The following is a 1021-nucleotide window of genomic DNA, read 5'->3' as shown; positions in this document are numbered from 1 at the left end:
AATCCTGACGGCACCCGCGTGCAGTATCGCTATGACCATGCGCGGCTGTTGCTGACCGAGATTGAAAACGAATCGGGCGAAAAGTACCGACTGGATTACACGCCGACCGGATTGATCCGACAGGAAATCGGGTTTGATGGGCGGCGTACGGCTTATGCCTATGACCTGAATGGGCACCTGCTTGAGAAGACCGAGTTTGGCGAGCAGGGTTTATCGCTGGTCACCCGCTACGAGCGCGACAAGTCCGGGCGTTTGCTGGTCAAAACCCTGCCCGATGGCGCCAAGATCCACTACGACTACGACCGCCTCGGTCGGTTGATCGGTGTCGATGACGGGCAAAATCACCCGCTGGCCTTCGAGTATGACCGTCAGGATCGGCTGATCACCGAGCATCAGGGCTGGGGCACCTTGCGCTACGCCTATGACGCCTGCGGCCAGCTCAAACGCCTGCGCCTGCCGGACAACAGCAAGCTCGATTATCACTACGCCAAGGGCGGTGCGCTGTCAGCCATCGACCTCAATGGCACGCCACTAACGCGTCACGTCTACCAGTCCGGTCGCGAACAGCAACGCCAGCAAGGTCTGCTGCTCAGCGAATATTCCTACGACGATCAGGGCCGCTTGCTTGCCCACGCTGTAGGTCATCGCCACGCTTCGCTGTACCGCCGCGATTATGCCTACAGCGCCAACGGCAATCTCGAGCACATTGCCGACAGCCGCCACGGCCAGCGCACCTACGGCTACGACGCCCTCGACCGGTTGATCCGCGTACGCCACTCGCGCGACGAACTGCCCGAATCCTTCGCCCACGACCCGGCCGGCAACCTGCTGATGCAGGATCGCCCCGGTCCCGCGCAGATCAAAGGCAACCGCCTGCTGATGCAGGGCGACCGCCATTACGACTACGACGCCTTCGGCAACCTGATCCGCGAACGCCGAGGCCACGGCCAGACCCTGGTCACCGAATACCGCTACGACTGCCAGCACCGCCTGATCGGCCTGACCCGCCCGGACGGCCAGA

Annotated in this window: 1 pseudogene; it reads left to right on the top strand. The window is 62.5% G+C overall.

Annotation, left to right across the window (positions count from 1 at the left end):
• A pseudogene (locus tag QMX86_RS28105) lies at positions 1-1021 on the top strand (type IV secretion protein Rhs); the annotation flags it as partial.

The organism is Pseudomonas sp. PS01270, from assembly GCF_029959775.1.
Taxonomy (GTDB): domain Bacteria; phylum Pseudomonadota; class Gammaproteobacteria; order Pseudomonadales; family Pseudomonadaceae; genus Aquipseudomonas; species Aquipseudomonas atacamensis.
Note: the sequence above shows the minus strand (reverse complement) of the source record. Positions and strands in the feature narration are given on the sequence as shown.